The following is a 25,770-nucleotide window of genomic DNA, read 5'->3' as shown; positions in this document are numbered from 1 at the left end:
GCGCGATGATCACCTTCACCAATGTCAGCAAGAAGTATCCGGACGGCACCGTCGCTGTCGACGACCTGACGCTCGAGGTCCCCGAGGGCACGCTGACGGTGTTCGTCGGGCCGTCGGGCTGTGGCAAGACGACGTCCATGCGGATGATCAATCGGATGATCGAACCGACGTCGGGCACCCTGACGGTCAACGGCGACGACGTCACGAAAGTCGACGCCGTGAAGCTCCGTCTGGGCATCGGATACGTGATCCAGAGCGCGGGTCTGATGCCGCATCTGCGAGTGATCGACAATGTGGCCACCGTCCCGGTGCTGCGCGGCGAATCTCGGCGCAACGCAAGGAAATCCGCGCTGGGCGTGCTGGAGCGGGTCGGCCTGGACCCGGCCCTGGCCAACCGTTACCCCGCGCAACTCTCCGGCGGTCAGCAGCAGCGCGTCGGGGTGGCGCGTGCGCTGGCCGCCGATCCGCCGATCCTGTTGATGGACGAGCCGTTCAGCGCGGTCGATCCGGTGGTGCGCGACGACCTGCAGAACGAGATCGTGCGGCTGCAAAAGGAATTGCGCAAGACCATCGTGTTCGTCACCCACGACATCGACGAGGCGATCAAGCTCGGCGACAAGGTCGCGGTGTTCGGCCGGGGCGGGGTGCTGCAGCAGTACGACGAGCCGTCTCGCCTGTTGTCCAATCCCGCCAACGACGCGGTCGCCGGCTTCGTCGGAGCCGACCGCGGCTACCGGGGTCTGCAGTTCTTCCACGCCACAGGCCTCCCGCTGCACGACATCCGGCACGTGGGTGAGCCCGAGATCGACGCGCTGACACTGGCTTCCGGCGACTGGGTGTTGGTCACCCACCCCGACGGCTCCCCGTACGCATGGATCGATGCCGAGGGCGTGAACCTGCACCGGGAGGGCCGCTCGCTGTACGACAGCACGATCGCCGGGGGATCGCTGTTCCGTCCCGACGGCACCCTGCGCCTCGCGCTGGATGCCGCGCTGTCCTCGCCGGCCGGTCTCGGCGTCGCCGTCGACGAACACAATCAGGTCGTCGGCGGGGTCCGCGCCGACGACGTGCTCCAGGCATTGGACGCCCAGCGCACCGCTCGGCAGGCGGTTCCGGCGGGGCAGGAGCGCAGCGACTCGGGGAGAGAAGAGTCGAAGTAATGCGTTATCTGTTCACCCATCTCGACGATCTCTGGGCGCTGACGGTGATCCACCTGCGGCTCTCGTTGATTCCCATCGTGCTGGGTCTGGTGATCGCAGTTCCGCTGGGCGCGCTGGTGCAGCGCACGACGGCGCTGCGTCGGCTCACTACGGTGACGGCGAGCATCATCTTCACGATCCCGTCGCTGGCGCTGTTCGTGGTGCTGCCGCTGATCATCCCCACCCGGATTCTCGACGAGGCCAACGTCATCGTCGCGCTCACGCTCTACACCGTGGCGCTGCTGGTCCGGGCCGTGCCGGAGGCGCTCGACGCGGTCTCGCCGGCGGTGCTCGACGCGGCCACCGCGGTCGGCTACAAGCCACTGACCCGAATGCTGAAAGTTGAACTCCCGCTGGCGGTTCCGGTCCTGATCGCCAGCCTGCGCGTGGTCGCCGTGACGAACATCTCGATGGTGTCGGTCGGCTCGGTGATCGGCATCGGCGGCCTCGGGACGTGGTTCACCGAGGGCTATCAGTCGAACAAGAGCGACCAGATCGTGGCCGGCATCATCGCGATCTTCGTCCTCGCGCTCGTCATCGACACGTTGATCATGTTCGCCGGCAAACTACTGACGCCTTGGACGAGGGCGCAGACCGGATCGGCGAAGGCGGCACCGAAGGGGGCGTCGGTGTGAACTTCCTCGAACAGGCACTGTCCTTCATCTTCACCGCGGCCAACTGGTCCGGGCCCTCAGGGCTGGGCATGCGGATCGTCGAGCACCTGCAGTACACCGCGGTGGCCACGTTCTTCTCCGCGCTGATCGCCGTGCCGATCGGGATGTTGATCGGCCACACCGGGCGCGGCACCTTCCTCGTCGTGACCGGAGTCAACGCGCTGCGCGCGCTGCCCACCCTCGGCGTGCTGCTGCTGGGCGTTCTGCTGTGGGGTCTCGGGCTGGTGCCGCCGACGGTGGCGCTGATGCTGCTCGGCATCCCACCGCTGCTGGCCGGCACCTACGCCGGCATCGCGAACGTGGACCGAGCGGTGATCGACGCCGCGCGGTCGATGGGCATGACGGAACGCCGCATCCTGCTGCGTGTCGAGACCCCCATCGCGATGCCGCTGATCCTCGGCGGCCTGCGGACCGCGACGCTGCAGATCGTCGCCACCGCGACCGTCGCGGCCTACGCCAGCCTTGGCGGCCTCGGTCGCTACCTGATCGACGGCATCAAGGTCCGGCAGTTCCACGTCGCCCTGGTGGGGGCCCTGATGGTGACCCTGCTGGCGCTGATCCTCGACGCTGCGATGGCGTTTGCGGTGTGGCTTTCGGTGCCCGGCAGTGGGCGGTTGCGTGGCAGCCGATCGCTGCCCCAGCCCTTCCTCTCCGACGAGGTCGCACTCGAATCTCGGCCCAGTTCGGCAGCCCGCCACGAACGGGTGGGGCCGTCGCCTACGGTAGACCCATGAGTGAAGCCGACCGCTCTGAGACGACGACCTTCCCCGCCGTGCTGACGTGGCGTGCGCCCGACGTGCCGCGGATGGAGTCGGTCCGCGTGCAGCTCTCAGGCAATCGCATCAAGGCCTACGGTCGCGTCGTGGCGGCCGCCACCGCGGCGCATCCCGCATTCAGCGCCTCCTACGATCTCGTCACCGACGAGACCGGGGCCACGAAGCGATTGTCGATGACCGTCACGCTCGCCGAGCGGGAGCGGCAGCTCTCGGTCGCGCGCGACGAGGAGAACATGTGGCTGGTCCAGGAGCACTCGGGCCAGACCAGCCGGTCGTCCTACGAAGGCGCGCTCGACGTCGACGTCATTTTCAGCCCGTTCTTCAACGCCCTGCCCATCCGCCGCGCCGGAGTGATGCCAGGCAGCGGGGAGTCGGTCACCGTTCCGGTGGTCTACCTTCGGGTTCCTGACCTGTCGGTGGACGTCGAGCACATCGGCTACGCGGCCACGCCCGACGGCATCAAGCTGAATTCGCCCGTCGCCGACACCACCGTCACCGCGGACGCGAACGGCTTCATCCTCGACTATCCCGGCTTGGCAGAACGGATCTGATCACCCCGCCGGCACGGCCGGCGGCGGCCAGCTCGTCCCGCCAGCCCGGCGCGCCGATCGTCGTGCCGACGATGTCGGGCCGGCTGACGCTGTCGTAGCGCACCCGGGCGCCGTGCCCCGCGGTGACCAGTTCGGCCACCGAGCCGTGCTCGGCCAGCTGCTCGCGGGCTCGGGTCAGCAGCCCCAGCGTTTCGTCCAGCACCGGCAGCAGCTCCGCGGCGTTGGCTTCGCACATCGCACGCACCAGCTCAGGAGACGTCGCCGCCACCCGCGTGCCGTCCCGGAAAGAGCCTGCCGCCAGCGCGAACGCCAGCGGAACATGCCCGGCCGTCGCTGCGAGCGCTTCGGCGAGCAGGTGGGGCAGGTGCGAGATCGTGGCCGCGGCCCTGTCGTGCTCGTCGGACCGCGCGGGGACGACGAACGCGCGGCAGTCCAGAGCCAGCGTCATGACCTCGGTCCAGACCCGCGGATCGACATGGTCGTCGACGCTGAGGACCCACGGCGCGCCCATGAACAGATCCGCCGTCCCGGCAGTCCAGCCCGAGTGGGCGGTACCCGTCATCGGATGGCCACCGACGAACCGGTCGAGCAACCCGGCCTTGCGCACCTCGTCGAGAACTGCGCCCTTGACGCTGGTGACATCGGTCAGCGGGCACTGCGGCGCGGCGGCACGCACGTGGGCCAGCATCGTCGGCAGGGCGGGCATGGGGACGGCGAGCACGACCACCGCACCGAGATCGGCGGCACGGGTGAGGGCCTCGTCGAGGTGGGTGGTGGCGTCGTATCCGTCGAAGCGGGCGGCCTCGACCCCGTCGACCGATCGGTTGTATCCGAACACGGGACGTCCGGCCGCCCGGGCCGCGCGCATCAGCGAGCCCCCGATCAAGCCGAGGCCCAGCACGCAGACGGGTGTCTTCTCCACCTGTCCAGGTTGGCATAGCGCATGGTCAAGGCCATGACAGGGGACTACGGTTAGCTCTCATGGGAGCGCAGCGTGCACAGGCTCAGCAGCGTTCGGTCGACGAACCGGACGGCTTCGGCGTGGCGGTGGTGCGTGAAGACGGGAAGTGGAGGTGCACCGCGTTGCGCGCGGCCGCACTGACCAGTCTGTCGGTCGCCGAGACGGAGCTCCGCGAATTACGAAGCGCAGGAGCAGTTTTCGGGATTCTCGACATCGACGACGAATTCTTCGTGATCGTCCGCCCGGCGCCGTCGGGCACTCGTCTTCTGCTGTCCGACGCCACAGCGGCGCTGGACTACGACATCGCGGCCGAGGTGTTGGAGAAGCTCGACGCCGACTTCGACGACGAGGAACTCGAGAGGGCCGACCCGTTCGAAGAAGGCGATCTGGCCGTGCTGTCCGACATCGGCCTGCCCGAGGCCGTCCTGGGCGTGATCCTCGACGAGAGTGACGACCTCTACGCCGACGAACAGGTGGGTCGAATCGCGCGGGAGATGGGTTTCGCCGACGAGCTGGCCGCTGTGCTGGACAAATTGGGCCGGTGACCGACGAGCAGCTGATTCGGGCTGCCCTGGACGCCGCCGCGGCGGCGGGTCCGCGTGACGTGCCCATCGGAGCGGTCGTCGTGGCTGCCGACGGTACCGAGCTCGCCCGCGCGGCGAATGCGCGCGAAGAGCTGGGCGATCCGACCGCGCACGCGGAGATCCTCGCGCTGCGGGCCGCGGCCACGGTGCACGGTGACGGGTGGCGGCTCGCGGGTGCGACGCTGGCGGTGACGGTCGAGCCGTGCACGATGTGCGCGGGTGCGCTGGTGATGGCGCGGGTCGCGCGGGTGGTGTTCGGCGCGTGGGAGCCCAAGACCGGGGCGGTCGGCTCGCTGTGGGATGTGGTGCGCGATCGCCGGCTGACGCACCGGCCGCAGGTGACGGGCGGGGTGCTCGCCGACCTGTGCGCGGCGCCGCTGGAAGAGTTCTTCGCCGGTCAGCGCTGACGAGCCGGTTTGGGTCGCAGGCCGCCCATCGGTAAGCTGCCACACGGTGGCGTGTCCGAGCGGCCTAAGGAGCACGCCTCGAAAGCGTGTGACGGGTAACCCCCGTCCGAGGGTTCAAATCCCTCCGCCACCGCCATAGCCCCTCACCTGCTCGCCCAGGTGGGGGGCTATTTTCATGTTTGCTGACTGGCGGCGCGCCCACCTTGTGCCCACCTTTTGCCCACAGTTTCGACTGAATACGACTTGTGCAGGGTGACTGCAACGGCGTCGAGATCGGTATCGAATAGGTCCGCGTAGGTGTCCAGCGTGACCTTCGCGGACTGGTGTCCGAGCATCCGTTGCAGGGCTAGGACGTTGACGCCGGCACTGATCGCCAAGCTGGCCGCGGTGTGCCGGAGATCGTGCGGCGTAATCTTCTGGACCTTGGCCCGTTTGGTCGCGCCCTCGAACCACCCGCGGGTCGACTTCGGCCGGGGGAGGTACTTGCCGTCCGGGCCGGGGAACACCAGATCGCCCGGTGCCTTGTCGGCGCACAGCGGCGAGATCTCGTCGAGCACGAACGAGGGCACCGGCACCGAGCGGACCTTGCGGCCCTTGGTCTGGCCCACTGCGTGGTCGACGCCGAGCTGTACCGCATTGTCGGCGACCACTAGACGCCGTCTCAGGAACTCGACGTCACTGACCCGCAGTGCGATTGCCTCGCCCCATCTGAGCCCGCAGAACGCCAGCACGTACACCAGCGGGCGATGGTCACCGGACTCGGCGGCCAGGCGGTGCACGTCGTCAGCGGACAGGTAGATGTGCCGGCGGACTGACTTGCGGGGGAGACCGTCGATACCGCGGGCCGGATTAGACGCCAGACGCCGAGCCTTCACCGCATCCTGCAGAATCCCACTCAGCACACCGTGCGCGCGCAGCACCGTCGTGGACCCGCGGCCGTCGCGGACCATCTGCGCAACCCACGACTCGATATCGGGCACAGTGACTTTCGAGACCTGCCAGCGGCCCCACTTCGGCTGAACATGCACCCGCCAGGCAGATTCAATCATCCGATAGTTCGACTTCGCTGTGGCCTGTTCCTTGCGGGTGAGCCAATCCGGCGCCAGCTCGGCGACCGTGACCCGGCCAGCCGTTTCTGGGATGTACTCGCCCTTGAGCTTCTTCACCTCAACCGTGTTGGCGAACGCCTCCGCGTCGCGCTTCGTCGTGAACCCGCGCTTATCTGTCTGTCGATGATCGGGCGTGCGGTACCGAACTCGGTAAAGAGTTGCACCACTTGCAATTTGGTACTTACTGATCGTAGCCACTGGCCTACTTTGTTCGCTCGGCTTGAGTGAGATAGCCGGCATCAACAGCCTTGCCGACCCAACGCTTAACCGTCGCGGTAGACAACCCAAACTCTTTGGCCAGTAACGCGGTTGGCTTGCCCTCCTGAAGCCGCACCCACCGGTAAGCACGCGCTAGGTCATGCAGATCAGCTTCGCAAAGGCCGTTCGTCACCACTCGGTCCCAGAAGTCATCAGGCGGCCCCGGTGCGCCGACCTTGTTGCCCTCAGCGCGCATGACTGTCTCGGCGGCGACGTAGCGGATGAACGGTTCGACGGAGATCTTCGCTAGTTCGCCGCGTTGGATTGGCGGACCACCGTAGACCCTCTCGGCGGTCAACTTGGTCACGATGAGCTTGCCCGTGCCGTCTGGCTCCACTGTTGCGACCAGGTCGTACGGCAGGCGGTCGGAGTCTGACGTCTCGGCGCTCACGTCGACCGAGGCGAAGCCAATAAGAGTCGGTGCCACCGGATACCCCGCTTTCATGCGGCCCGGAAACCCCGAGTTCCCGTCTGTGGCGATTATTTGCACATCACACAGGCTGTCATGCCATGACCGAGGTTCGCAATACCGGTATTGCAAACCCCGCTCACTCACTGTAGCTTTCTGCCATGAGCTAGTTATTCAAAGGGGGCTCATGCAATCGAAGGGATAAGGAAGTTGGCTGCTACGCCGAACGGGATGGAAACCGCGACCCCAAAGGAGGTAGCGGAGTATTTGCACACCTCCGAAACGGGACTCGCACAACTCCGCTACAAGGGGAACGGACCCAAGTTCGTGAAGATCGGTGGCCGGAAGGTCATCTACCGGTGGTCCGACGTGCGGGACTACCTCAGTGCAAACACGTTGCAGCGCACCGATGATCCTCGCGGGATCACCGCGTGACTACCGAAACGCATGTGCTCGCGGCCCGTCTCGCGGCGGCGTCCGAGGTGTTCCCGATCGCGAAGGTCGACGACTGGGACTCCACGGCCCGCGTAACCGCAGACGGCGACGTCATCACTGTGACGGTGCGCGATCACATGGGGAAAGCGACCCGCGAGTACCGGGCCGTCCTACAGCTAGTCAGCTCGACAACCGAAGAAATTCGAACGGCCCCCGTCGATCCCGGTGTTCGAGCACCGGGCGGGAGCCGTCGCGTCTTAGCCACCCGACAAGGTAGCGAGACCATCTGATGATGGCACAGGATAAGGACTGGTGGCCACCCCCCGGCATCGGCCTGCGGGTGTGGGAGCACATACGGCCGCACGTCGGTGACACCGGGCCATGCTTTCGCCGCGAGCGCGGCACGCGCAAAGTTACGCCGGAGCAGATTTTGCAGCAGTGCAATGACTGGCTTCACAAATCGGGGACCGGCTCAACGCTGCACAGCCTGCGGTACTGGGCAGGTTCGTCGGGCATCACGGTCGAGTACGGCCGAGTCGTGCAAGCATTCCTCGGACACGCTAGCCCAGCCACTACGGCCGTCTACGCCGAAGTCCAGCCCCAGCCGATCGCCGCCATGGTCGGAACGTTTCGGCAAATCGACCTAGGCGGTTGAAAGGTGGGCCAGCGCAATCCGATCTACATCGTCCCGGGCGGTAATCCGCGCAGCGGGTTCACCGTGCTGTCGGACGAACTCATTCGAATGGGGGCGCACGACAAAGCGCTGGGCTCGGATGGGTTCGCGCTGGTCGCCCTCCTCCTCTCCCGTGCCTCGACGACCGGCTCGGCATGGCAGACGTCGGGCGGCCAGATCTCCGCCGATCTCGGATGGGGGATGAACCGGCAACGGGCACAGCGGGCCATCGAGACCGCAGTGAAGGACGGTCGGCTCATCGTGCGCGAGTACGTCCGCGACGGCGAGATCGTGGCCCGCAGACGCGCCTACGTGCTCTGCCCCGGAGGCCGTCGGTTCACCGACGCGGAACGACTTCACTACGAACAGCCAATCCGTGTGCCAAGCAAGGCGTCGACGATTGGGGCGACCGCGTGATATCAGGGGCGGCCGTCAGGACATCGCCGCCGCCGTGTTGCCCTACGGGCCTTGGTTGCATCTCGAATGCGACCAAGCCGAACTCCTCGAAATGGGCGAAGTTCTTTGCGCGACTTGGGATGCATCGCAGCACAATTCTGTCCTACACGTGTCTAATTCAAGGGTGGGCTCGTCGCTCACAAGGCCGCGCTGTTGCAGATCTCCCTCAATGCAAGCGAGCCGAACAAGGGATGACCGGCGCGTCCGTCATTTGCGCGAGGACCGTCAAGGCCGTGTTGACGCACGATTCACTCAGAACGGCAGAACTCGGTCCGTCAGCTAATCACTGGGGAATCGAGCTCCTAAAGGGCATAGCGCAAAAGTACGGTGACACACGGCAAATGCAAGCGTTCAGGGCAACTCCGGATCGACAGGAGTACCGTCCAGAATTACCGAAAACTCAGATTCGACCGGAGTGGCAACGGCCCTGTGTTACCGGCCCGCTTTTTGTGGGAATTGCGCGACAAGGTGGTTCAACCGCAGTCGCACCAAGGTGTAGTCCCAGCGTTCGCCCCTGCAGTGGGGCTCAGTTTTCACGCCCACTGTTTTGGAGACATCGAATGGCTTTTTCCTACAGGTTCGGTCGCCCGCAATGAACCAAATCGCCGAGGCCGGCAGCCTGATCGACTGGAGTCGTACCGTGTCCCTTCGCGACGTTGGCTCAACCAGATTCGTTGCCGCCGTTTGCGTCACAGCAACCGGTGACGACGTCTTTTGGCTGGTGCGCCCTTCGCTGCTTGACCGCGACAACGCTGAGTGTGGCGATGCTGCGCAGCCCCACGAGCAGAGCGGTCGACTGCCAGGGTACGTACGTGACCGCATCTGGGGCGACGCGCTCCGCTGCGGACAGCCTCGTTACGACGGCCGACCGTGCCGGCGCCGCGTCAAAGAGCCCGGCCAAACTTGCCGGGCGCACGCCGTGAGGCCGGAATGAGCGCGCCGCGTTTTCATCCGCGTGGCCGATCGCCGACGCTCAGAACCACCGCAAGGTACGTCAACGATCTCGGGCGGCCGCCGTCTCGTTACCGGCGCGCCCATCATGCCCCGCAGCCGGGCATCACCAACCCCGTTGTCATGCCCCACAGCCGTGCATTACCGACGACTGCCGAGACCGGTTGTCTTGCACGACTAGGGGTGCATCACAACACCATTCCGTCATGCACGGCTCCTGTGCAAGCGTCATGCACGGCTGTGGGGCAACAAAGTAGAACACACCTACTAAACCCAATCTCGTCATGCACGCAAGCGTGCAAGACGACCGCATCCCCCTGCCGCAACTTGACCACAACGCAAGTTAGGCCTGGTTACCACTCGACGCAGGTCGCTGACCGCGCGCGCGGAGAAAGAGGTGTCCGCGCAATCGGAGATGACGAGAGCACCTGCGCCGCAACTGCGGGCAGCGAATCGTGAAGCACAACACATCGCAAGCTGCGGAATCGCAGGCTGAGGTTGAGATGTCGCTCTACGCAGTCGACCACCTGATCACCAGCGACAAGCTCGACGGACACCCCGACGAGAAGGAATTCCATGAATATCGGGCTCGCTTAGATCAGCGGTATCGAACCGGGCTCGACAAGGTAGCTTCCGCACACGGAAGTGAATCATCAACGGATGCGCAAGAATTGAAATTAGACGAACTCATCGACACCGATGAAGCCGCGAAGATCCTGGGCTGCTCAACCCGATGGATCCGAAACATCCATCAGGACTTGGACGGCATCAATCACGGCAGCCGGTGGTTCTTCAACCGACAGACCGTCGCCGACTACGCCGAAGCAAAGAACACGAAAGGCAACTTGCAATGTCCCTCGCCTACCTCGAATCTCAGATAGCGGATCTGCGCGCCAAAGCCGCTGATATACAGCGACAGTGGGCCGCGGACAAGGACAGCATCGAGGCCGACGCGACGTTGAGCCCCGAAGGAAAACAGGGGGAACTTGAACACGGTTACGCCGGTAATAAGAGCGCACTCGATGCTCTGCGCGCGCAGGAAATTGACCTCGTGGAAACCAAGCGACGCTCCCTGGAAAGGTCGCTATTCGGACTATCTGCTGTCGCCAGCAGCGACCCGAATCAGATCATCGCCTACCGTGACGCACGAGACCGAGTCGCGCGACTGGAGCGGGTCGAGGAAGCACAAGAGCTCTACGACGCAGCGATGCGATCTGACGACCAGACCCTCATCGCAGCGCTGCTCGCGAAAGCAGTCGAACCTTCTGTGGCCGGCGGCCCAAGCTGGCGCAGCATCCGCGACGCACACATCCAGCAGCACCCACTTGCCGGCGCAGACCTCGCCGACCTCGCCCGACTGCAGAGCTACAACACCATTCAGCGCACGCTCGCGTACGCAATCATGCGGATCCAGTACTCCCCGCCAGGAACCAGTAGCAGCAGTGGGAGTTACGTCCCACCTAACTACAGCAGGTAGTTGACCCCGAACCTCGCTCCACTCCGAACCAGTCATTTTCGACGTTCATCACCGGAAAGGCTGCTCGACGACCTTCTTCCCGAATAAGACCTTCTCGACTGTCAGCTGCCCGCCCACCCCCTGGGGGGTGACCCCCGCCGGGGGTGACCGGTGCCCCTCAAGGCATAGGCACACGCCCCCCCTAAGCCAAAATGCTAATCAAGCCAATGTGATTCAGGATCATTTTTTGTTGAACACCATATCGATCCATCGAAGGTCTCGTCCGCTCTAGGCTGAATCTAGTCGCTCACAACCCATCTCAGCGCCAGACGTGGACTAAGCTCCACGAGACGGAGTGGGATGAATCTCAATGGGCGAGGCCGCCACTCTGATCGATTGGTTCGACGACGAAGCTACACAACCGCCGATTGGTAGATAGCCGAAGAAAACTTCTGCGAGTTAACCGGCAATCAACTGGCGGTCGCACCGCCGGCTACCCAGGCTTGGTCGGCGCCACCTTCTACGACCTGCATGATTCGTGGTCTTAGGTCGAGATCATCCAAATCCCGAACTTGGGGGTCGGGGTCCACGTCGCCGATCTTCGGCGCCCGATGAGCCTCGGGGCCACGGGTGCACCCCGAAGAGTTCGCCAACATGCATGAGGTCGTCGGCGGGACGCCCAATTAGGTGTCGCTTGTCTGTGACGCTGACGAGCGCCGATGACTACGGTTGCGCGAGGCCGCGGGGAAGCTGCACTGGGAGAACATCACCTGACGGCCTGAATGGACGGTACTGCGCGCAAGATCCCGGCGGCTACCAAGACGCTCGACCAGCCCAGCCGTCGCTGGCGGCCGGGCTCTGGGACATCGAAACCGATCCGCGTACGGCGATATTGGACGACTCAACGCCTACCGAGTCCCGGCGTACCAGGCAAGGATGCACGCTCGGCATGGTCGGAGGAGGCGCTGTGGACGGCGGCATTCTGAGGTACTGGAACCTCCCCCGACGCTGACTGGCTGTGAAATTGCATCCCGGACGACCCGGTCCTGGACGAATTCTCACTGAGATCGTCGCCGAGATGCCGAGACGGGATGCTCTCCCTCTAACGGCGACTGGTCGCGTCCATGCGCCGGAATCAACCCGTACAACTGCGGTGCCACACTGATCGCCCGTGCGATGATCCACAACGACACCCCGCGTTATAACATCACGTTCGACCACGAAGGCGACGTACCGGAGGATTGCGGATCGAGTCCCTTCGGGGACCTGCTCATGCCGGTGCCCGGCGACGTCGTCATACCGCCGTGATCAGGTGGACACGTCGTCGGTTATGACACCTGGGACTACGCCAAACTCGACAGAATCCCCTGCGCCACCCACCTACGCGTCCGCGAAAATTGGGACGGCGGCTAGCATGCAGCGCTACCGCGACACTGCCGAGCCTGCGCCTGGCGGCCCTCCCGATGGGATCCAAAATCCGTAGTGCCAGTCTGGGCCGTCCAAGTAACCTGCCATGGTGCCCGACGCACGTGGTTATCATCTGATCAGCGACTTGCCCGATGACGGCTCTCGTCAGAAGGAGGTCTATGCCCGCTTCGGGCTGGCCGTGTTCAAGGCACAGGTCTTTGACCATGCACTGGTCAATCTCCTCACAGTGGCCGGAACGATCGACAACAAGATGTCGTCCGAACAGATCGATCAATGCCTCGAGGATTTGTTCAAGAAAACTACCGGGGCTCTAGTCACCAATGCCTCGAAACAATCTCGGCTCGACGCCAAAGATTTGGAGACCTGCCGGGCTGCAGTTGCCGAACGCAACCGGTTGATTCACGGGTTCTTCCGTGAGCACTCCGACAACTTCATGACTAGTTGCGGCCAGCAGCTGATGCTCGACGATCTCGGAGAGATCGAAGACCTTATCCAGATGGCCGACGACGCATGTAACCGAGTCATGATGGCAATCGGGAAGCCGTACGGATTCACGGACGAACTGGTTGATCAACACCTACAGGAAATGCTCGAAAAGCTTCGCTCTGGTGACGCGCGCACTGGGTCGGAGTAGCGGCACGGCGCGTTCGGCGGGCAGGTGAGGTTGAAAAACCCGGGCTTGATTGTGGTAACACCCCTACTAACTCCCGCGCTGATCTAGGTACCGACGACGATGGGCAGAGGTGTACCACCGCCGCAACAGCATCGCCTGATATCCGCGCCGCCAGAGCTTCGCCGGCGCTGCCGACCGCTCTGCGTACGGATTCTTCGCGCCGACCTCCGCAGAGCGGCCCTCAAGTAGGGCGCGTTGCAGTTGATCTTTCACCTCGACCTCAGTTCGTTCGTCGTTTGCCCGCTGAACAAATTTGACGTCAAGAACGCCTTGGCATCAATACGCCTCTCGGGCGGGCGGCGGCAATACGGCCACTCGTAACAACACGTTCAACATGGGCAGCGCTGTTTCGATTCGGCAGCGCGGCAAGGGATTCAGAGTGGGACCGGTCTGTCGACAGATCGGCGTGTCAATCATCCGTACGCCCGATTCACCCTCGTCGCCTCCACCCGACCGATCGTGAGCAAGGGGCTGCACAGTCTCAATGAATAACGCATTGTGTATCACGACCGCTGCGGCGCCGGAGTCCAGCCAGTCGTGGATTTCATGGGAAAGTGCGTTTCGGGTGTTGAAACCAGCTGCCTGAGTAAGGGCCGCCAAAGTCAGCACCGACAGCAATCAACCGCTGCTCGGAGTCGAAGCTACAGCCGTCACCGGGCGCACTGCACTCGGGGTGCGCATCCACTCTGCACCTGAGTGCGCGCAGGGAACCGCCCGGCTCATCCCGCGCGACCGCTTGCTCGTTGTGCTGCGTCTCGGCCTCAAGGTCGTCCAGGTCGTGACCCATCCCAGTCCGTTCTTCAGCTCGTACCGGACCGCAATGCGCGCCGTGTTGCGCGTCGGGTTCGCCTTCGCGACGAGGCAGCCGTCGTGCGCGTCGGCATGGAAGGAAGCTAACTCCGAGACCTGCCCGGAAAGTGTCCTCAGCGGCTACTCCAACCCTCCGGGACGCGGTGGAACTATTAGCGCTGGGGGAGGCGTCCTCTCCCGCCATCGAGTCGCGAGCGTGCGACGCAATCGCTGAGGCTACGTACGGGTCTGCGAATCCGAGGCGCTGGCAGCGGTCGGTGCGCCGGAGCCGACACGACCGCGCGGCGCACCCGCATCGATTCAAATCGACGCTGGTGACGACCGCGCGGTCTGATTGACGGGCCGCGACCGCTAAACCAACGGGCAGTCGCCCCCTGTCCAGGGACACACGTTGGGATCGTATGGGCGATCTCGGAAATGCTGGACCAGGACCCGCTTCGTCTTTGGGTCCTTCTGGTCCATGAATCGTGCGACGCACAACGCGGCGACCTTCTCAGCGCCCGCCTGCTTCAAAGCCTTGGCCACCGACTGGATGTGGCCACCCCTCGCCCAAGTGTCATCGATCAGCAGCACCCGCGTATGCGCTGGGATCGCAGATCTGACCTCATAGAGTGATGTGTCGAGCTCGCGCCGTTCTGACTCGGACTTCCCCTTGGCCGCTTCGGGCGCCGCAACCACAATCTCATGTTCCTCACCGAGGAGGGGCGTCAGAATGTCTGAACGGAGTGGGTGAATGGATGGAATCGTCTTCGTTGATGGAACCGTTGCCCATTTCGTCAGAGTGCTGCCGCCTAAAAGGACGCCTGCACAATCGAAGTGCGCTCTGACGCCAAGTGAAACGAGCGAAGTCACGCGCTGAAGCATTAATGCGCTCGGGGGATTGTCCTTGTAGGCGCGCATCATCTTATTGCTCTGGGACTCGCTAACGGCATACACCATTGAGCCCACCAAATCGGCGGTGCTGGAGTCGTACTTGAATTCACACGGCCAGCAAGTGGCGTACTCGTCCTTCATCTTCCAAGAGCCGCGACACTTCGCGCACGTCTCACCGTAGATGGGAACAGTGTTCCTCAGATACCCGCCTGCATTGGTTACCAAGCTTTTCTTGATCTGCGCGAGGGCAGCGTCAGCGTCGGTCACCGGAATGCGAGCTGCCGCAACGCCTCGTCTGTTCGCTGCGGCTCAGATCGAATCTCGTCCACAATAGGGTCAAGCTCTTTCAAGCTAGATACCATGTGTACGCCGGGTCGTCGCATCAACGTGCGTGCCCACTCGTTGCGCTCTACAACCATGTCCGACAGGATTACGGGCCGACCGTGCTCGACAGCCAATCGCGCTTGAATACGCGCACCGCTTGTCTCGCCCGCCTCTACGACTATGGTGGCCAGTCCATATCCCGACATCAGCGCATTACGCATCGGGAAGCTGTGTTTCTGCGGCGCGGCATCTGGCCAGAACTGTGATAGCACCAGGCCGTGGTCGGCGATGGCAGCTTGTAGGTCGCGGTTCTTCGCAGGATAGGAAACGTTGCAGCCGGTGCCGAGGAACGCCACGGTACGGCCTCCCTCACCCAGGGCGGCGGTGTGCGCTGCGGTGTCGATGCCAGCAGCCAGACCAGAGATGACGGCCAAGCCTTGGCGGACAAGGAACCGGGCAATGCTCGAGGCCATCTCCACGCCACGCTCAGACGCCTTGCGCGACCCGACCACCGACATGCCGGGGTCGTCTACATCAATCCGGCCCTGTGCAAAAAGGAATGGCGGCGTCTCAACAATATCTAGCAGCCGCTGTGGAAACTCTTTGTCCAACACGGACATGAACTGGAGCCCATCGCGCTCCCATTCCAGGAGATTGGCCTCAGCTTCCTCCAGCGCGGCGGCAGCGATGGGCGAGGGGATCAGCTCGTCGGGGTTGTATCGCTCCCAAACCGCCCACGCGCTCCCGTACTCCAAGACTTCCTCGGTGAGCCTGGGCCAACTAAGACCGTCCGGTCGGGTCCGCAGGAGAGCGACGAGGGCAGTCTGTTCGTAATTCATCGTGCGGCCCCCATACGTTCCATATGTTCGCGCAGTATCAATCGGTGTCGTCGGGTGTCATACGTGTTCATACGCGTTCAATTGTGCCCTTAAACTAAGACATGTCTAGCCCCCTGTACGCCTGACCTGCGGGATTAGCAGCGGCGTGTTGCTAGGCCACCGTCCAGAGTGCCGACTCAGAGGCCAGACCGCAGCTCGCGGCAGCCATGCCCAGCTCAAGAGTGCCACAGACCGGCAGGAGGCGAGCTTCGTACTGCCGCTCGTCTGGTTCGATGGTCGCGGGCCGCCCAAGGGCTCGTCCTCACACCGTGTGACATCCCCTCCGTTGGACCGTGGCGCTCCCGGGGCACATCTCTCTTTTGGAAGGAGCTGACGGCATGAGCGCAGCACTCGATCCGCGCGTTCAAGAGTTTGAACGACGGCTTGACGAGGCCTTGGCCGCGCGCCCCACGGTGCGATTAGGTGGAGCCGATGCCCTACGCCTGGCGGCCACCCTGGTCGAGGCTGTCGCCGCAGAGCGCGGGGAGCTAGCGCAACACCTGGCGGAGGGCCTTCAAATACTTGCCCCAGCGCTAATCGGCACAAGCCGGGGCCAAGAGATCGACGCGGCGGACGTACTCGCTGATCTGGAGTTTGCGACCCACTACTTCCATCTTCGCGAGCTCTTGTATTACACCTACAACGCACCAGGAAGCACAGCTTGGACCTTCGAGGACGGTCGGGTCGCGATTCGCTATTTGGACGCATCGATACCGCGTCAATTTTTCATCGCAGCGAACAACTGGTTTCTCGACTCAATGGCCACCTTCGCGAATGAGGAGCGGAGCGAGCGAATCGGTACCCTCTTGCGAGGAGCGCCTGAGTTCGAGCTAACCCCGGAGGCGACCGAGGCAATGACGCTCATTAAAGCGGAGGTTGGCCTCAAGTTTGATCGCTATTTCAACATGGTGTCTGACGTTTCCGTCGCCGCTGGAGCATATACGTTTGCCGATTTTCTGAGGGTGTATGAAGCGCTCCTCGTCAAGGCCCTTTACCACCGATATCACGCGAAGATCAATGGAGCGCGGGGCATGGTCAGGATGTCCATGACCCAATTGGCAAGCGATATTGAGGCCTCGGTGGAAGGTGTCTCGGCGGAAACCGCTCACGCAGTGGTGGCAGATATCGCCTATAGCGCCGACGCGCGTCGCGCCAGGCTAGATCCGGTGTACTTCTCCCTGTATCACCTTTCCGATGCAGACGAAATCGTCATGCTCCCGCATCACTTCGCGCTGTGGGAGGGCTTCGTATGCTTCCTCCGACTCGTTGCCCTCCGCGATCCCCAGTTGTTTCTTAGCAGCTTCAGCAATCAGATTGGGAGTGCACTAGTGCGCCGTCTTGCAGAGTCTGCCGAGGATGCTGGGTTCCGCGTCCGCACGAACGTCCCTCTGGTTGGTTACGACACGGACCTTCCAGACATCGACCTCCTCATCATCTCCGAGGAGCGGACGCTGGGCTATGTCATGTTGGCCTGCGAAGTGAAGAGTCCGCTTCCTCCTGCGTGGGCGAAGGACCAGCTCCGAGTCCTTGAAGCTGACAGCATCGCTAAAGCCTTCGACCAACTACAGCGAATCAACTCATTTTTCGGAAGCGAAGATGGAGTGCGGTTCCTCCGTGAGCAGGTTCCCCCAGACGGTCTGCCAGACTTTACGGAATTCGCCATTGCGCTTTCGACGATGGTTGCGACATCGGACAACGCAGGTGCCTTCTTTTCTGACCGTGGAACAATCATCGACTTCCGGACCCTTGAGCGATTGCTGAGTCGGTGCGACGGAGACATTCTGTACGTGCTTAAAACACTCAGAGAATTCCCGAAGTGGGCGGATGACAGCTTTGACCGAGTGATGGTCGAGGCCCAGGTCGGTGATCTAGCCGTGTCATACGAAGGGGTCACGCTAAAGGGCCTTATGGAGTTTCGCCTTAATACCTTCCGTAGCGCGGGAGCACCCGAGGATCTGGTGCGCGGCATGCTCGACAATGGCGACCGTCCGTTGGACGTGTTACGCGAGCGCGGTTTCGAGTTTGGGAACGACAGCAGCGACGACTCGCCGCCGTGAGACCGGCCCTCGCTACCCGCGTGCAGTGCCGGGCCTCCCTGCTTGCAGCTCGCCCCGCGATCTGCCGCACAAGGCCTAATTTGGATGTCGTGCGGCCCGCGCGGGCTCCACTTATCGTCCCGGCCTTGCCCGCCCGGCGCGACACGCCCGCCCGGCCTAGCGCACGCGTGCCCACAGATTGCCCACAAACTGCTGGCGCATACAGGTACCCAGGATGATCTGCGGTGACGTATAGCTGCTGGTGGAGGCGAGCGCTGGCTTCTGACCGGGCGGCCGGATAGGGTTCAAATCCCTCCGCCACCGCCAAAGCCCCGGCCGTCGGCCGGGGTTTTTCGTCGCATCACCAGAGTGACGTCGTGAGCTCACGCCCATAGCTTTTCGACATTGCTGACGCCGCGACCGAGCGCCCTCGCGCTGATTGCCTTGATCGCGCGCCGCTCGACGACATCGAAGCTGGCTCCCACGTGGTTGTGAAGCGCGGTCCTGCCGGCTTCCAGCTGGTCGTCGAGCAGCAGGTCGACGATCTCGAGGTGTTCGGCGATGGTCGCCGTCACCCGCTCCTCGGTGATGAAGTCGTACATCCGGATCAGCCTGATGCGCCGATTCACGTTCGCGAGCGCGTCGACCATGGCCATGTTGCCCGAGGCCATCGCCAGCTCCAGGTGGAACGACTCGTCGAGCAGCACCATGTCCGCTTCAGCCGGTGGTGGTGAGGCCTCGAACTGCTTCCACGTAGTGCGCAGCATCGCGAGCTTGTTCTTGTCATAGGAGAACTCGTCGTTCTGCAGGATTCTGGTGATGCCCCGCAATTCAATGGTGATGCGCAGCTCGTAGAGGTCGCGAACGCCAACGATGTCGAGTGCGACGGGGTAGTAGCCGTCGTGGCGTCGCTCGAGCATGCCGTCGGCGTGCAGTCGCACGAGCGCTTCGCGAAGTGGGGTGCGGCTCACGTTGAGCACGTCGCATAGCTGCGATTCCACCAGCCTGGTCCGGTCATCGATCTCGCCGGTCATCAGCTTCTTGCCCAGGTCCACGTAGACCCGGTCTCGCAGGGATTCCGGTTCGTTGACGGTGAGGCTCACGTTGCGATTATCCCGCTACCGCCCGTTCCGGCGGAGACGCCGACGCCGACCCCAACTGGCCGAGCGCGGTGATGACCGCCTCACTGGACGCATGCGCACCGAACACACCGCCTTGCATCGTGATCATGTTGAGCGCCGCCAGGTGATTGGCGTAGTCGGTGGCCCCGGTGGCGTCCGACACGACCAGGCATTCGTATCCCCGATCGTTGGCGTCGCGCATCGTGGTGTGCACGCACACGTCGGTGGTGATTCCGGTGAACACGATGTGCGTGATGCCGTTGCTCTTCAGGATCAACTCCAAGTCGGTCGCGTAGAAGCTGCCCTTCCCCGGCTTGTCGATGACCGGCTCGCCCGGAAGCGGGGCCATCTCCGGGACGATCTCCCACCCTGGCTCGCCGACGGTCAGAATGCGCCCGCACGGCCCGAGCGAGCCGATTTCGGCGCCGATCTGTGCCGATCGCCATCTTTTGTTCGCGGGCAGGTCCGACAGGTCGGGACGGTGCCCCTCTCGTGTGTGGATGACGAAGAGGCCGGCCCGGCGGGCCGCGGCCAACACCTCCTGCGCGGGTCCGAGCGGAGTGCGGGTCAGCGACAGGTCGTAACCCATGGCATCGACGTAACCTCCCTCTCCGCAGAAGTCGACCTGCCAGTCGATGTTGATCAGCGCAGTGTTTCGGCCGGGAATGGCGCCGTCGTAGGGCCAGGTGTACGGGTTGGCGGGGATGGTCACCGACCTCATGCGTTCTCTCCTGTCAGTGCCGGCTGGAGCACAGGCGCGGTCTGGGATGCCGGTTGCCCGGGCAGGAAGGCGAACGCGGTGAACGCCAGGCCTCCGGCGACCATCGCGACCACGGCGTCCGAGAGCTGCGGAGCGAAGAAGTGGGTCAACAGCGCGACGGCCGCGCCGATTGCCCACGCGGCGAACGGTTTCCAATACACGCCGCGGCGTGCCGCGCTGCGTCGAGAAGCGAAGACCAGCTGATCGAGGATGATGACGATGCCGATGGGCGGTACCAGCACGCCGAGGATGTTCAGCCACGTCGCAAAGTAGGACCAGATACCCGCGACTGCCGCTGCAATGCCAACGACTCCGAGCACAATTGTCAACTGGCGCATCGTCTTCCCGGTGATGTGGCCGAAGCCCACGGCCCCGTTGTACAGGCAGTGCGCACACACGCTGCCGAGGTTGACGAAGACGAACAGGATGCCGAGCGGAATGAGAACGCCGCCCTTGCCGACGAGGACGTGGAGGAAGTCGCCACCCGTCGTGCCCGCCTCTGCAGAAGCACCGAACGCGACGATGAGCGCACCGACGAGCTGGGCGATCAGGTAGGCGACGGGGAAAGCGGCGAATGCGGCGAGCGCACCCTCCTTGCCGTTGCGAGCCCATCGGGTGAAATCGGCAGTCATCGTGCCGGAATCGGCAAAACACGCAATGGTCATGGTGACGGCGACACCGAAGCTGAATGCCGCCGCGCCCGCGCCGCCGTGATAGGAAAACGCTGTGCCGAGCCCGGTTCCGGCAGCCGCGATGATGACCGCCACCACCCCGAGCGGGACGAACAACGCCGACGCGACGACCCCGATCCACGAGATCGCCCGGATACCGACGAATGTCAACGCGACGAACAGCACGCCGGCCAACAGAGTGATCCACGGCGCGCTCCATCCCATCGACACGTTGAGCGTCGAACCGACCATGCCGGTCTGGAAGGCGAACCAGCCGATCACCAGTGTCGACAGGAAGCTCGACACGACGCGAAACCCGTTGCTACCAAAGGTGTCAACCGCGGTCAGTGCAAAGTTCTTGCCGGACTTGCCGGCCAGATAACTCAGCGTGCCGACGTAGCCCATGAGGACGAGATCCCCGATCAGGATCGCGACCAACCCGACGGTGAAGCCCAGGTTGTAGACGATGATCCCGGAGAAGACCGCTGAGGTCATGATCATCGGAAACCCGACCCAGACCGCAGAGACCGAAAACAGGGACTTGCGGGCGGAGTCGGGTACGGGTTCGTGTTCGTATTCTTCGCCGAGGCCGGATTGGACATGGCTGTCGGTTGTCGTGGAATTCGCCACTGCACAGCTCTTTCGCTCGGTAGGTCCGGATACGAAGCTGTATCCATTGCTGTATACAGTGCGGTATACGTGTTACCGGTCTGTTGACCTGCGTGAAGTTCCGATGACCATCTCCTCACGCTGAGGGTGCTCCTGCGCGCCACCGACGGCTCCCACCCGCGCCGCTCCGCCGACGTCTCGAGCCTGCGATTCGAAGCGAGGGTTTTGCTGTAGCGGCGCCGCCATTGGTGTTACTCTGCCGAAAATAAGCGGGCTCATCGGGGAACCTGCTTGTTTAGGGGGGCGTCATGGTTCATTCCGCATCTATCGGTCGGGTCGGGGCATTAGCTGTCGCACTCGGGATCGGGTTGGCCGTGGCCAGCTCCCCGGCAGTCGCGTTGGCTGACGGCACGGGGGAGAGCTCGTCAACGGTCGACAACGGCCCGGACCGCAGCGCGCCGTCTAGGAAAGCGCGAACCGCCGATGCATCCGACGACACCCCTTCGGTCGAGCGCCCGACCGAAATGCGGGGCGAACCGGCAGATGAACCGGCTACGCAACCCCGCAAGACCAGAAAGACCAAGCGCACCGACGACGAGCCTTTGGTGTCGAAGCGCCACGCCCGACTGAGCGAGCGGACAGAAGGTGTGGCACCGACGTCGCGGGTCCGGGTCGAACCCGATCGGACATCCGTTGAGCCGGCTGTGCAATCTCCGGCCGAGCCGCCGCCGGAACCGAAGCCGACGAGTATCAGCGTTCCCGAGCCTGCCGCGGTGAAGGCACCGGTCACATCGACGGAGACGGCTGCACCCACGCGGATTCCGGTGGTCCGCACGGTTCTCGGCACGGTCAGTGACTTCCTCGCCTCCGACTTCGGCCACGGGACGCAGCCCGGCACTCCACTTCTGTGGGGCCTCATGGCCTGGGTGCGCCGCCAAATGCACGACGAGGATTCGGTGAGCGCGACCGCGCTGGCAGCAGCGAACAGTTCTCCGGTCGCCACCGGTGACGTGTACGCCGGCCTCGAAGACAAGACCGTCAAAGGCAATGTGCTGGACAACGACACCGATGCCGACGGCAACGCGCTCACCGCCAGCGTGGTCGTCGCCCCGCTGCACGGCGTGGTGACGTTGAGCTCGAACGGCTCGTTCGTCTACACCCCGACGACGAACTACCACGGCGCCGACACGTTCAGCTACTCCGCCTTCGACGGCGCTGCCGCGAGCAATGTCGCGATCGTCACGCTGACAGTCGCTGCCGTGGACGACATCGTCTTCAAGTTCACCTACGGCAGCGGCTCGCAGTACTGGACGCCGCAGGCCAAGGCGGCGCTGGAGGCCGCGGCCAGCCGCGTGTCGGAGTACATCGCCACGTCGAGTCCGGTCACCCTCACCTATGACGTATCCGGTGAAATCAATTCGTCGGCAACGTATCTTGCGAGAGGCGGCTCGAATTTCGGTGTGCCGAGCCGACCTGCCTTCTCGAACGCCATGATCAAGAAGGTCACGTCGCGCTTCCACACCGACGCGAATCGTTCGGCTGCGGACGGCACACTGCTGTGGAACTTCGCGTACACGTATTCCTACGACGATTCGCCGGCGTTGAACGAAAATGACTTCCAGTCGGCGGCCATGCATGAGCTGCTGCACAGTCTCGGCTACCAGAGCATGCTGGACACCCTGCAGACGAGCCGGAAATCGTGGCTCACGTACGACAAGTTCATCACCGATGCGAACGGTGTGCGGGTGATCAGCAGTCGAGGCCGATTCAACAGTGCCTACGCCACCAATGTCACCGGGGGCAACGGCGGCTTGTACTTCGGTGGCGCCAACGCGGTAGCCGTGTACGGCGGACCGGTTCCGCTGCAGGCATACTCGGTGTCGCACCTGCGGTCGTCGACCTTCCCGTACAACACCGCGAGCCGCAAGCTGATGGGTCCCACCCTGTCCACCGGCGTCATCCTCCGAACGATCAGCCCCGTCGAGCAGGCCATCCTCCGCGATCTCGGCTACACGGTGGTGTCGCCGGCGGCGTCGGTGTTCACGACCGCCATCGCCACGAGCCTGTAATCGGCTACGTCAGAATCAGAACGACGGCCTCGCCGTCGTGGTCACCGGTGGTGACCGTGTCGGTGTTGTAGGCGTTGTCGAGCGCGACGTGACCTGCCGAGGTGGCTTGTCCGCTCGCGACGAGCTTGGTGGCCAGCGCCTCGCGGGCGATGTTCGACGAGACGTAGAGATGGGCGGGGCGGCCGTTGTAGGTACCCCACTCCTCCTGGCTGAACGCCCCGCTCCACACGTAGCCACCGGGCGTCGCCACCGGCGCAGGGCCGAAGATCCGGCCATGGTTGTTGGTCTCGAGGAAGAAATTGTCCGAATAGCCCAGTAGAAGGCCGCTCGGCTGCTGACGATAGGTCTTGCCGTCGATCATGCCGCGGAACCCGCCGCTGTGGATGGACTGCGGGGGAAAGCCCGATGCGCGCATGGCCTTGTTCAGCCGGATCTTGGCTTGAAATGCGTTGGTGGACTTGGAGTCCACGATGACGACGTTGACCGGCTCGAGCAAGGTCCTGCCGTCGTCGAGTTGGCCGCCGTAGTCGGAGATCTTGCCTGTGGGCGTGATCATCCACTTGCCGATGTCGCCGTACTGCGTGGTTGCCCGGTCATTCGGCGCAGGTGCCACGGGCTCGGCCGCGGTCGTGGCGCTCTCAGCGGTGGCAGTGGTGGTGGCGCGCTCGGCGCGACGATCTGCGGCGGCCTCGAGTTCCCGCTGAACGACCTCGAGCACCTGGAGCCTGGGCCGAGTGGCAGTCGGGGAAGTCGTCGACTGCTCCTCGCCGTCGCTCGTGGCTCGTGCTCGGAACAGCGATCGAGGCCGGGTCGCCGGCCCGTCTGCCGTGCTGGGGCCGCGCGAGGTCGTCTTCGACTCAACCGTCTTCGACGGCCTCGACTCGGTGGCAGAAACGCCACGAGTGTTGCCGGCGGATTCGTCAGCGTGTGCGACGGCCGTGCCGCTGACGACGGCGGCGCCGACCCCGAGCATGAAGGCGAGCAGCCCGACACGTCCGATGCAGGACCCTGACGGTTCTGCTTCACTCTGTGAAAGAAGTTGCTGCTGTGCGAAATATCCAGCACTGTGCCGGCCCATGGCCATACCTTCCGTCCCCCCTCGGCGGCACGCAGAATGGGCGGGCCGTCGACCGAGCATGAGTCTATCGGCTGATCTTGACATCCAGGGCAAAGACGGCGGAGGTAGCTGTCGGTGGCACGCAAAAGGCCCGCCACCAGAGGTAGCGGGCCTTCTGAGTCGGGCGCTTACTTCTTGAAAGCGTCCTTCACGTTTTCCACGGCGTCTTTGACGCTCGCCTTGGCCTGGTCGAGCTTGCCCTCGTTCTCGGTGCTCTTGTCGCCTGTCACCTTGCCCAGGCCTTCTTTGGCCTTCCCGCCGAGGTCGTCGATCTTGTTGCTGGCCTTGTCGTCGGCGCCCATCTGCGCGGTCCCTTCGCTCGTGTGTCCAGCCCGAGGGTCGGGCCGTTGGGAGTGGGGTACCTGAACGGTCCGCATTTGAAACACACCGTCACGGGTCGACTCCGACGGGTCAGGTCACACGCCGGCGGGCACCTCGGCCGGGACGGGCTCGACCGTCACCTTGATCGCCTCGCCGTTCTTGACGATCTTGAAGGCCTCGAGGACGTCGTCGAGCGGGATGTGACGGGTGATGAGGTCCTTGACCGGCACCTGCCCGGTCGAGATGTACTCCAACGCCCGCTTGTTGTGCTCGGGGGCGGAGCCGTTGGCGCCGTGGATGTGTAGCTGCCGGTAGTGCACCAGGTTGGAGTCGCAGGTGATCGTCGGGTTCGTCTTCGGCAGACCGCCGAAGAACGAGATCCGCCCGTTGCGCGCTGCCATCGAAATGGCTTGTTCTTGAGCCACATTGGCTGCCGTCGCGGTGATCACCACGTCGGCGCCGCGGCCGCCGGTGAGTTCCATGACGCGCTCGACCACGTCGACCTCGGCGCCGTTGATGATCTCGTCGGGGGCGACGGCATCAGCGGACATCTGCAGGCGCGCGGCGTTCACGTCGACCAGGTACACGGGCCCGCAGTTGTGCACGCCACGCGCTATGCGGATGTGCATGCAGCCGATGGGGCCCGCGCCGAACACCACGACGGTGTCACCCTCTTCGATGCCGAGCAGCTCCTGGGCGTTGATCGCGCACGCGAACGGCTCGGCTGCCGACGCCTCGTCGAAGCCGACGTTGTCCGGAATACGGTTCAGCCCATCGACTTTGAGCACCTGGCGCGGCACGATCATGTACTCGGCAAAGCCGCCGTCGTACTGGTAGCCCATCGACGTCTGGTTCTGGCACACCGCCATCCAGCCCTTGCGGCACTCGTAGCATTCGCCGCACGGCACCGCCGCGATGACCTGGACGCGATCGCCCACTGCCCAGTTGCTGCCGAAGGTCGCGTTGACCTGGTCGCCCACCTCGACGATCTCGCCGGCGATCTCGTGTCCGATCGTGCGCGGCGGCGTCAGGTTCTGGTGGCCGTTGTAGAAGATCTTGACGTCGGTTCCGCACGTCGAGCAGTTGCGGACACGCAACTTCACCTCATCGGGCGCGCAGTCCGGTTCCGGAACGTCTTCGAGCCGGACGTCTTCGGGGGCGTAGAAGCGCAGTGCCTTCAT

25 protein-coding genes and 1 tRNA gene are annotated in these 25,770 nt (G+C 64.0%); 14 read left to right on the top strand and 12 right to left on the bottom strand.

Translation table 11 applies throughout. The features are described from left to right. Positions 1-5 precede the first annotated feature (5 nt). The 4 genes from ACZY1G_RS14835 to ACZY1G_RS14820 are packed head-to-tail and all read left to right on the top strand — an operon-like array spanning position 6 to position 3,200. Positions 6-1,160, top strand: a complete 1,155-nt coding sequence (locus ACZY1G_RS14835) for an ABC transporter ATP-binding protein (protein WP_463812603.1) — start codon at positions 6-8, stop codon at positions 1,158-1,160. Further along, complete coding sequence (locus ACZY1G_RS14830; protein ID WP_463812602.1) at positions 1,160-1,834, top strand: ABC transporter permease; 675 nt, start codon at positions 1,160-1,162, stop codon at positions 1,832-1,834. The genes ACZY1G_RS14835 and ACZY1G_RS14830 overlap by 1 nt, the downstream gene beginning before the upstream one ends. Continuing rightward, complete coding sequence (locus ACZY1G_RS14825) at positions 1,831-2,607, top strand: ABC transporter permease (RefSeq protein WP_463812601.1); 777 nt, start codon at positions 1,831-1,833, stop codon at positions 2,605-2,607. The genes ACZY1G_RS14830 and ACZY1G_RS14825 overlap by 4 nt, the downstream gene beginning before the upstream one ends. Further along, the gene (locus tag ACZY1G_RS14820) at positions 2,604-3,200 is read left to right on the top strand and encodes a putative glycolipid-binding domain-containing protein (RefSeq protein WP_463822808.1); all 597 of its coding nucleotides are present in this window, start codon (positions 2,604-2,606) and stop codon (positions 3,198-3,200) included. The genes ACZY1G_RS14825 and ACZY1G_RS14820 overlap by 4 nt, the downstream gene beginning before the upstream one ends. Here ACZY1G_RS14820 and ACZY1G_RS14815 read toward each other — a convergent pair. Then, positions 3,163-4,122 (bottom strand): prephenate dehydrogenase, encoded by a 960-nt coding sequence (locus ACZY1G_RS14815; protein ID WP_463812599.1) that lies wholly within the window; start codon positions 4,120-4,122, stop codon positions 3,163-3,165. The two genes, ACZY1G_RS14820 and ACZY1G_RS14815, sit on opposite strands and share 38 nt — an antisense overlap. 59 nt (positions 4,123-4,181) lie before the next feature. Between ACZY1G_RS14815 and ACZY1G_RS14810 the strand changes: the two genes are divergently transcribed. The 3 genes from ACZY1G_RS14810 to ACZY1G_RS14800 all read left to right on the top strand — a co-directional run bounded on the left by ACZY1G_RS14810 (position 4,182) and on the right by ACZY1G_RS14800 (position 5,288). Beyond that, positions 4,182-4,706: a tRNA adenosine deaminase-associated protein gene (locus ACZY1G_RS14810; RefSeq protein WP_463812598.1), complete on the top strand. Its 525-nt coding sequence runs from the start codon at positions 4,182-4,184 to the stop codon at positions 4,704-4,706. Further along, a complete protein-coding gene (locus tag ACZY1G_RS14805; RefSeq protein ID WP_463812597.1) occupies positions 4,703-5,152 on the top strand; it encodes a nucleoside deaminase in 450 nt (149 codons plus the stop codon). Before ACZY1G_RS14810 ends, ACZY1G_RS14805 begins: the two co-directional genes overlap by 4 nt. A 45-nt stretch (positions 5,153-5,197) precedes the next feature. Further along, positions 5,198-5,288: transfer RNA gene (locus ACZY1G_RS14800), tRNA-Ser, on the top strand. 37 nt (positions 5,289-5,325) lie between these two features. Here the strand turns inward: ACZY1G_RS14800 and ACZY1G_RS14795 are convergent. Continuing rightward, positions 5,326-6,459 (bottom strand): tyrosine-type recombinase/integrase, encoded by a 1,134-nt coding sequence (locus tag ACZY1G_RS14795; protein WP_463822807.1) that lies wholly within the window; start codon positions 6,457-6,459, stop codon positions 5,326-5,328. 4 nt (positions 6,460-6,463) lie between these two features. After that, entirely contained in the window at positions 6,464-6,964 is a 501-nt protein-coding gene (locus ACZY1G_RS14790) for a hypothetical protein (RefSeq protein ID WP_463822806.1), read from the bottom strand. Between the two features lie 195 nt (positions 6,965-7,159). Between ACZY1G_RS14790 and ACZY1G_RS14785 the strand changes: the two genes are divergently transcribed. The 5 genes from ACZY1G_RS14785 (at position 7,160) to ACZY1G_RS14765 (ending at position 12,961) form a co-directional block, all read left to right on the top strand. Next, complete coding sequence (locus ACZY1G_RS14785; RefSeq protein WP_463822805.1) at positions 7,160-7,363, top strand: helix-turn-helix transcriptional regulator; 204 nt, start codon at positions 7,160-7,162, stop codon at positions 7,361-7,363. 658 nt (positions 7,364-8,021) lie between these two features. Then, positions 8,022-8,453, top strand: a complete 432-nt coding sequence (locus ACZY1G_RS14780) for a hypothetical protein (protein ID WP_463822804.1) — start codon at positions 8,022-8,024, stop codon at positions 8,451-8,453. Positions 8,454-9,898: 1,445 nt separating this feature from the next. Beyond that, a complete protein-coding gene (locus ACZY1G_RS14775) occupies positions 9,899-10,324 on the top strand; it encodes a helix-turn-helix domain-containing protein (protein ID WP_463822803.1) in 426 nt (141 codons plus the stop codon). After that, positions 10,294-10,920, top strand: a complete 627-nt coding sequence (locus ACZY1G_RS14770) for a hypothetical protein (protein ID WP_463822802.1) — start codon at positions 10,294-10,296, stop codon at positions 10,918-10,920. Before ACZY1G_RS14775 ends, ACZY1G_RS14770 begins: the two co-directional genes overlap by 31 nt. 1,495 nt (positions 10,921-12,415) lie before the next feature. After that, positions 12,416-12,961, top strand: a complete 546-nt coding sequence (locus ACZY1G_RS14765; RefSeq protein WP_463822801.1) for a hypothetical protein — start codon at positions 12,416-12,418, stop codon at positions 12,959-12,961. Between the two features lie 66 nt (positions 12,962-13,027). Here ACZY1G_RS14765 and ACZY1G_RS14760 read toward each other — a convergent pair whose 3' ends face one another. The 3 genes from ACZY1G_RS14760 to ACZY1G_RS14750 all read right to left on the bottom strand — a co-directional run bounded on the left by ACZY1G_RS14760 (position 13,028) and on the right by ACZY1G_RS14750 (position 15,762). Continuing rightward, the gene (locus ACZY1G_RS14760) at positions 13,028-13,213 is read right to left on the bottom strand and encodes a ribosome modulation factor (protein ID WP_463822800.1); all 186 of its coding nucleotides are present in this window, start codon (positions 13,211-13,213) and stop codon (positions 13,028-13,030) included. Between the two features lie 948 nt (positions 13,214-14,161). Further along, complete coding sequence (locus ACZY1G_RS14755; RefSeq protein ID WP_463822799.1) at positions 14,162-14,950, bottom strand: phosphoribosyltransferase; 789 nt, start codon at positions 14,948-14,950, stop codon at positions 14,162-14,164. Beyond that, positions 14,947-15,762 carry a DNA-processing protein DprA gene (locus tag ACZY1G_RS14750; RefSeq protein ID WP_463822798.1) on the bottom strand — a complete coding sequence of 272 codons (816 nt, stop codon included), beginning with the start codon at positions 15,760-15,762 and terminating at the stop codon, positions 14,947-14,949. The genes ACZY1G_RS14755 and ACZY1G_RS14750 overlap by 4 nt, the downstream gene beginning before the upstream one ends. Before the next feature lie 461 nt (positions 15,763-16,223). Between ACZY1G_RS14750 and ACZY1G_RS14745 the strand changes: the two genes are divergently transcribed. Further along, positions 16,224-17,942: a hypothetical protein gene (locus tag ACZY1G_RS14745; protein ID WP_463822797.1), complete on the top strand. Its 1,719-nt coding sequence runs from the start codon at positions 16,224-16,226 to the stop codon at positions 17,940-17,942. A gap of 362 nt (positions 17,943-18,304) precedes the next feature. Here ACZY1G_RS14745 and ACZY1G_RS14740 read toward each other — a convergent pair whose 3' ends face one another. The 3 genes from ACZY1G_RS14740 to ACZY1G_RS14730 are packed head-to-tail and all read right to left on the bottom strand — an operon-like array spanning position 18,305 to position 21,103. Further along, on the bottom strand, positions 18,305-19,024 hold the full coding sequence (locus tag ACZY1G_RS14740; RefSeq protein WP_463822796.1) for a GntR family transcriptional regulator: 720 nt from the start codon (positions 19,022-19,024) through the stop codon (positions 18,305-18,307). Positions 19,025-19,031: 7 nt separating this feature from the next. Beyond that, complete coding sequence (gene biuH / locus ACZY1G_RS14735; protein WP_463812595.1) at positions 19,032-19,763, bottom strand: biuret amidohydrolase; 732 nt, start codon at positions 19,761-19,763, stop codon at positions 19,032-19,034. Continuing rightward, entirely contained in the window at positions 19,760-21,103 is a 1,344-nt protein-coding gene (locus ACZY1G_RS14730; protein WP_463822795.1) for a cytosine permease, read from the bottom strand. Before ACZY1G_RS14730 ends, biuH begins: the two co-directional genes overlap by 4 nt. A 752-nt stretch (positions 21,104-21,855) precedes the next feature. Between ACZY1G_RS14730 and ACZY1G_RS14725 the strand changes: the two genes are divergently transcribed. After that, positions 21,856-23,151, top strand: a complete 1,296-nt coding sequence (locus ACZY1G_RS14725; RefSeq protein WP_463822794.1) for an Ig-like domain-containing protein — start codon at positions 21,856-21,858, stop codon at positions 23,149-23,151. A 4-nt stretch (positions 23,152-23,155) separates the two neighbouring features. Here ACZY1G_RS14725 and ACZY1G_RS14720 read toward each other — a convergent pair whose 3' ends face one another. The 3 genes from ACZY1G_RS14720 to ACZY1G_RS14710 form a co-directional block, all read right to left on the bottom strand. Continuing rightward, positions 23,156-23,869, bottom strand: a complete 714-nt coding sequence (locus ACZY1G_RS14720) for a hypothetical protein (RefSeq protein WP_463822793.1) — start codon at positions 23,867-23,869, stop codon at positions 23,156-23,158. Between the two features lie 527 nt (positions 23,870-24,396). Beyond that, positions 24,397-24,570: a CsbD family protein gene (locus tag ACZY1G_RS14715; RefSeq protein WP_463812591.1), complete on the bottom strand. Its 174-nt coding sequence runs from the start codon at positions 24,568-24,570 to the stop codon at positions 24,397-24,399. A 114-nt stretch (positions 24,571-24,684) separates the two neighbouring features. Continuing rightward, a complete protein-coding gene (locus ACZY1G_RS14710) occupies positions 24,685-25,770 on the bottom strand; it encodes a zinc-dependent dehydrogenase (protein ID WP_463822792.1) in 1,086 nt (361 codons plus the stop codon).

The organism is Mycobacterium sp. IDUB_5, from assembly GCF_055419565.1.
The sequence above is the reverse complement of the archived record's forward strand: the minus strand, read 5'-3'. Positions and strand labels throughout refer to the sequence as shown.